This window comes from Butyricicoccus sp. (assembly GCF_050872565.1).
GTDB lineage: Bacteria > Bacillota > Clostridia > Oscillospirales > Butyricicoccaceae > Butyricicoccus_A.
Window position 1 is genome coordinate 1 of the sequence record NZ_JBNMHC010000077.1, and the last position, 7,803, is coordinate 7,803.

Here is a 7,803-nt window from a genome sequence, read left to right on the forward strand (position 1 = left end):
TATGATGTATATAATCGCTTTCCCCTTCAAGCGTTATATAGTTTAGGGAGTGTTTTGCCTGCGTTTACGCAGCCAGAGCGCGAGCGCAGACGCGCCGCACATCAGTGCCGCCCCGAGCAGCGCCGCCAGCGCGGAGGAGCGGAAGTCGCCGGTGGAGGGTAATACGCCACCAGATTCCGGTTTATTCTCTACTGTTAATATATACGAATTACCGGATTCTTTCAACTCAGCTTCTGTGCCGTGTTGACCCAAAGATACTTTACCGTCTTCCACGATGAGATCGATATGATCGATTAGTTTCGTGTATCCACTCGGTGCTTGGGTCTCGGTGATGGTGTAATGGCCATCGTCGAGACGAAGACCGCCGAAGTCGGTTGTGCCGTCGCTTCCGGTAGTAAACGTACCCAAGTCGGTATCGTTTCGCTTGATGGTGAACGTTGCGCCCTCAAGCGGCTGGGCGCCGCTCGTGCTGCTGACCTTCCTGAGGGTCAGCGTTCTGTCGGATACATTGGTGATACGCATCACCGTGTCCTTACCATCATCGTCGTCCTTGTTGTCTGAGGGCTTCGTGATTTTCACGTTGCCTATATCGGACACCGTAACGGTATATATGGTCGTGTCGAGTGCATAGCCGGTAGGAGCTTTCGTCTCCTTCATATAATAGGTACCGGCGGGCTGAGCGGCAAACTGTACCGTACCGTCTTTCTGTGATTCTGCTGTTGCAACAGCAGTCGCAGCCGAACAGCTTTCATCGGAATACAGCGTAAACTCTGCGCCTTGCAGCGCACGGTTAAGGCCATCCATCTTCTGGAAGCTGATGTAGCCCTTCGCCAGACTGTTGTTCACCACAAACAGTGCATGGGTGGCATAGTGCGTTTCGTCGTCACTGTCCTGCCATGTCGCCTTCGATTGGGTAAATCCTGATGTATTGACAAGCTTATCCTCCGTCTCCGGTCTTTCGTCGCCATCGCAGTACTTCGCAGTTTCATACGAAACGTTGTAGTCCGCGTAGCCGTCCTCGTCTGCACCGGCGTCATACGCCGTACTGCCGATGTATGTCTCTCGCAGCTCGTACTTCGCAACTGCGCCGTCGATAAACAGCGGAAGGTTTTTCCACTCGTACTGCCAGTTGTTGTCCGCACTGAGCGTCTGCGTGTACTGAGAGCCGCTCATCTTGGCGCCGTTGCGCCAAAGCTCAACGGTAACAGACTTTCGGTCAGCTGGAAGTGTGCTGTCGTTCCACTGCTTCAAGGCAGTGACCGTCGTCAGCAAACGGGACTCGTTTTTGATGGTTAGGATTGTTCCATCTCCCGAATTAACCCATTGGTTATTATCGCCATCTGAAACTGTAGATATTTTGCCATTTGCATCCACATCAATAGTAATTGTCAAAGCACCCTTGTAGCCCAAGGGGATTTCTTCCGTTAGTTTGTATTTGCCGGTCGGCAATCGGATGTATATGTAGCCGGTCTGGTCAGTCATGATTACTTTGTTGGCCATCACCATATAACCTTGATCTTCCAGATTTTTAGCCATATCATCGTCATCGCTTGATGCGTCTGCTTGCGGCAGTTCTACTACATACTCAGAGGTCTTGCCTTTTCGCCACAGAACAAAATCAGGGGATTCCGTGTTATCTTCGTTTAAGCGGCTGAGCGTGAAGTTGACATTTTTCAGACCGTTTTGTGTGGCAGAGTCTATCTTCTGGATGGTTAGATCGCCTGCACTGACATAGCGGTTCTCGAACGCAATAGTCTGATACGCGCTGGATGGTACATCGGTCGGATATGCCTCTGCTACCAGCTCAATACCCGTTTCAGCAGTCTGGCCTTCATACGCTTCCCATACATCATTTGTAATGTCTTCCAGCGTACAATTTTTAATCATATACCGGTATGTGCCGTTGTACAGCAAATTGTCCGGTGAGGAGTCTTTGTCCGTCGGAGCTTCGTAGTTGTTTTCTTTCACTCGGTACGCTCGCCCCTGACGGCCGGTTAGAATCCACGTGTACGTGTCTGTCGCCGGGTCGTAACTGTCATAGCCGCGCTCTGTGGCATCTGGTATATTTGTGTCATTTGGCTTCAGCACCAGCGTGTAGTCTGTGGTGACATCCTGTGTAGCAGTTTCGTCCGTTTCGCTGAGTCCTTCAATCTCATCAATCGCCGTTTGTGCGTGTTCATGCGTGACGGAAATCGAATAGTTCTTCTTGACCTTCTCAATCGCGGTTTGATTGCCCGCAAAGGTCTTGGTAACTACTGCGTGCGCTTCTTTTGCAACGAGTACGCCGTCAATATGCCAAGCATCTGCGCTCTGATACTTCAGTACGTACCAACGAACAGCGAAATTGTCGGTGGTCAAGTCCTCTTTCTTGATTTCCTTGCCATCTAATTTCATTTTTTTGACTGCTTCACTACTCCAACCGTCGTCATCTCGCAGATTTTCCAGCACTTCTTCATCGGTCGGGAAAGATTCCAGCGTAAGCGAAACAGGTGTTGTTCCATTTGTACCTTGCTCGGCTGTCGTATAAATCGGCACATCGGTCATCTTACGAAGCGTTGCATCGACATCATAAGCGGTCGAGTCACTTTTACTGGCTATAATACTGAACATAGAATTCTTATTATCTTCCCACTGGGACGTTTTATTCATAGCATCGGTGTCATAGATTCTGGTCGCATAGACAGACTCGGTAAAGCTGCCCTTATCTCGGCCACTTACGCCGTTACTTGCGTTATCCATGATTTCACATTCCAGTGATACATAGAAGTTTACCGTTGCCGGGCGGCTGTTTTCGTCTACCGCTTTCCAAACCGCAGTCAAGCTAATCAGCTCATAGTTTTGGTATCCATCTATGTCGGAGAGCTTCGTTCCCGGCTGGATAATGGTATTTGTTCCATCTATCTGCCAGCCTTTGAAGATATAATAGAAGGTTCGCGGATGACTGCTCTCTACCAGCGTAACTTGTGCGCGGTCGGAATCCGTAGGAAGAATCGTATCGTTTCCATTAAATCGGGTTTCGTAAGAAATACTCTTCGTTGGTTTCTTTTCGATAGAACCATCGGTTACAATCTCCTGTTTTTCCGGCTGTGCAAAGGTACTGGTATCCGTCAGCTTTTCCGGCGTAACTCGCGCATCATAGGTTAGCCGCTTTGCGCCATCCTTCCATACGATGAACTGAACCGGCTCCAGAATATCGGATACTGTGTACTTTAGCGGATTGTCCTTGTCTTTCTCTACCTTGGTTGCGGTCGTCAATGGCTTGCCAGTATTTTTGTTCACAGGAATCCAGTGGTATCCAGCCGGAAGCTCCGGCAGAGTATATGTCGTGTTTTCGGTTCTTTTCACCTGTACTGCCTCAGGATAAGTAATACTTGTATTAGACGGCAATATGCCCAGTCTATCCTTCGCAGAAACGGTATAACGCACGCTGTTGTCTCTCAACAAATTGGTATTGTTTGGACCCCAGAACGATCTGTTGTCACTCCGAGTAGGCGCATAGTAGATGGAAATGCCCTTGTTTCCGTCGGTGGCTTTATTGGTAAACAGAACGCTCCATTTTCCACCTATCTGCTGCGTAGGTATATCTGCATAGATGTTCGCCGCAGGAAAGTTAATGGTCGTATGCGGGAAGATATTTCGATTATTGTCGTCAGTAAAGCTGCTTGCCTCAAATCCATATGAACCAAAGATGTTTTGCAGCTGGTCAACTGTCAGATAATATCTGGTCTGCTTTATCTCTTCGCCTTTGGAGTCCTTGGTGGTATATTCTGTCGTCTGCGTATCAGCAACAGTAAAGGAATCTATACCTCCGACAAACTTGTCATTGGTGTACTTCCATTCTGTTCCTACTGGCACCCAAGCGTCATCTATCGCGATGTACGCATTGATCGCCACTTCATTCGCCGCCAAGGCTACATTCTTCGCCTGTCCAGTCGTGACAATTAACTGCCGGTCAACGGAAACCTTAATCGTAACAGTTTTTTTATCTGTGGTCTGCTCCAATTGAATCAACGAGCCGTCCTTGTCCGTTACGATCCACTTTACACCATCCTTGTATGGAAGCGTAAGCGTGGTTTCGGTACCATTCAGGAAGAGCTTTTCCGTCTTGTCCATATCAGGAAAGTCGTTATTCTTGTCGTCAAACGTAATGGTGTAGAAGGCATTCTCCTTGGCAGGAGCAGCGTTGTTTGCAGTACTTATGCCTTTAGAATTCTTTGTCTTGTTATTGGGCACATAATACAGTTTGATAACATTACCAGTCGTGTCAAACGCGTCCGTTACCAACGGCAGAAATCGATTTCCAGCAGGGTCTGTATCTAGAGTCTGATCTGGATACATATTAGTATCATTCACAATAGAAGTTTTAATATACCGTGTCGTAACACCGATATGATACTCGCCATCTACTAAACCAGTGAAACCATACGCTTGATAAATATCCCACAGCTCTTGCTCCGTGATATAGTAGTTTGTTCCATTCCAGTTTGCTCTGCTGATGCCTGTATCCTTTAGAAGCGTCCATGTACCATTCAGCGAAACGTAGGCTTCCAATTTGATTTCATTTCTGTCTGTAATGGTTTTTGTTGTCGCCGTTACATTAGAATGCAAATTGAATGTCAACTTGGCAGAATTGCCATCATCAGAAACTTTTTGCTTCACATAAAGCGCAGCATCGGTATTATTCTTTTTCGGAGCTGTGCCCAGAACCGACCATGTTACGCCATCTTTATACGGTACCGTAATGGTGACTTGACCACCTCTCAGATACATCGTCGATGGAACATTTGCAAGTCCTGTCGAATCCTCAAACGAAATAATATAGAACTGGTTGTCTGTCAGAACGTCCGTATCCGTCTTTGCAAACGAATTTTCCGTAACATGTTTAATGTTCGGAACATAGTACACGGCGATGCCAGCGACTCTATTATCCTCTGTTGCCTGAATCGTATTGACTCGCCATGAGCCATTGTCATTTTCGCTTCCGGCATTCGTAGAAATGGTCTCCGCACCAATGGTACTGCTCGGAAAATGCTTGGAAAGCTCATCAGCAGATTTATTTGCATAATCTGATGCCTTAAAACCGTAAGAACCAAACAGACTTTCCAGCTGTGCAGAAGTCAGATAGTATCGATTGCTGCCAGTGTCAGTTTGAGCTGTGCTAATTTTCTGGAGCGTAGAAGAAACCTTCTTCCACTCGCCATTGACGGAAATGTAACCGGATACCGCTACTTCGTCGTCTGCTAAGCCATCGGTTGTGAGCTTGATAGACTTTGTGACGTTCTCTAGTGTATAAGTCGCAGTTTTTTTGTCGTCTGAGACTGTAGTAGGTGTGATTTTTTGCGTGGAACCGTCAGAATCAATATACCAGTTGACACCGTCCTTGTACGGAAGCGTGATGGTTTTGCTTGTTCCCGTCAACGCATATTGGGTGTCCGGGAGCGGCACGCCAGAGAACTTGCCCGCTTCGTCCTTCGCAGTGATGGAGTAGAAGGTGTTGGCTTCAATAAATGCAGTATTTACTTCATGATTTTTAGAACCAGCGCCGATAAATATTGCACCTGAATCCCGCTTATTACCGCTAAACGTTGCTCCTAAAAGATCCTTATTATTTTTAGGAGCGTAATACAAATCAATATTGCTTACATTTGTTTTTGTTAACGGAACTTTATATCCTTGGTTGTCATTGTCATTGCATGGATACGCATCTGCCCACAAAGTATCTGGGTGATCATATTCACTACTTTTGATGTGGGAAGCAATTGGAAAATATAGATTCTGCGGGTCCTCCGCTGCTTTCGTATTATCTGGCTGATACGAATCAACATCGAAACCATAGCCACCATATATCTTACCTAAATCGCTAGCTGTGATATAATATCGATCTCCTCCCCACTTGTTCTTATCAGTACCTGCCGCTTTATAGCTATTTTTACCGAAAGAAACCGTAGAAACTTCCAATTTCTCTTTGTTGACAAAGATATAGCAGTGCACCATTACATCGTTTGTGACCGTTTTTGTCGTATAGGTTATCGGATGGTCAATATTCTCTATCGTAATCGGTATATACTCACCATCATGCTTGGGAAATTTGTCGCTAATTGCCAGACCATTTGTTGTGTTCTGACAAGTCCATGTAACATCCTTTTTGTATGGCAACTTGAATGATACATTTTTACCCGACAAATAGTACTTCGTGTTGGGCAAAGTCACATCTTCGCCAAGCAGTCCATCTGGGTCTTCTACTTTAATAGAATAGAACGAATTGGCCTTTGCCGCATTATTTCGCGCCGTATCTCCTTTAAATTCTGTAGTAGATGCATTATTCGGCAAGTAAAATACTTGCACTGAGTTATTGCTTTTGGCTACTAACGGTAAATACCAACTGTCACCTTGTGAAATCGGATCATTATCCGCCCAAATATCTTTTAGAGTGTCTCCACCTTCACAACCAAAAATACGGGTATTTCCGATATTATTAAGATCCCAATCCGTTGATTTAAAACCATACTCTCCGTAGATATACTCTAGTTCTTCAGCCGTAATATAATATTTACTTTTGATTGTATCATATTGACTTTTTTGTAATCTTTTGAGGTCTGTTTTTACTTCTGTCCATGTTCCATCTAATGCAACATACGCGGTGAGTTTAATAGACTTCGATTCATCTTCTTGTTCTGTATGCTCACCCGTTGTAATTAAAATTGGGTCTGAAACGCTTGAAAACGTGAATGTAATTGTTTTTCGGTCATTGCTAATCGTTTTTTCGGCGTCCAGTAACACCTTTTTAAGCGGAGTTAGCTTACCATCTGTCGAGCAATACCAAGCAGTCCATGTAGCATTTTCACTGTACGGAAGCGTCACGGTTGCTTTATTTCCCGACCATACATATTTTGCATCAGGTAATGTTTCGTCAGGAAACTGTCCTGCTTCATCTGTGGCTGTGACAGAGAACATACTATTTGCACTCAGAAATTCGGTATCTTTGGAGAAAGAATAGGTTCCTTGACTGTCCGTACCACTATAATCAGCTATTACATAACCGGCGGCATTTGCATTGTTCGGCACGTAATACAAGGCAACATCTCTGTAATTATCTTGTGTGTTGACTATTGGTATTTTGACACCCTGCTTATCACCAAAGTTATGCGCCGCAGCATCTGCCCAGATTTTCGCCGGATTATTATGTCTGTCAATTTTTTCTGAGATAGCATTCGCAAAGATGTACTTCTGTGAATCATTAGTATCTGGGTCAAACTCCGAGGCATCAAATCCATACTCCCCAAAAACCGTCTCTGCTTGCTTAGCCGTTACGTAGTAACGAGTATTGTTCTTTCCACTGCCCCAAGGATCATATTTTTGCGTAGCATGTGTATGCAATTTGCCAATCTCTTTTGGCTCTCCATTGACCAGCACAAAGCAATGTACCTGTACATCATCCGCATATTCCTTGCTAGCATCTGTTGTCAAGACGAGCTGCTTGTCGATAGCTTTTACCGTTACCTTGCCGGTCGTTTCGTCAATGGTAACATTGTCTCCGCCCTTTTCAACATACCACTTGACATCTTTGCCATCCTTGTCTGTCAAAGGCAAAGTAAAGGTAGCATCAGAACCGTATAAATAATACTTGTCTTTATTAGGCAGAGCAGTACCCTCAGCGAATGTCTTATCTGTATCTACTGATACAGTATAGAACGAGTTATCTCTGAGGACAGCGGAATCAGTTGGACTCGCCCAGCCATTGCGGTCTGGTGTACCATCTAAGAAACGGGAATCATATTCTGTTGTGTTATGCGGTGTATAATA

The 7,803-nt window shown here is 45.4% G+C and carries 1 protein-coding gene; it reads right to left on the reverse strand.

The features are described 5' to 3' along the window. Positions 1-42: 42 nt before the first annotated feature. Entirely contained in the window at positions 43-7,590 is a 7,548-nt protein-coding gene (locus tag ACR0P9_RS04900; protein WP_432617869.1) for a SpaA isopeptide-forming pilin-related protein, read from the reverse strand. Between the last annotated feature and the right edge of the window lie 213 nt (positions 7,591-7,803).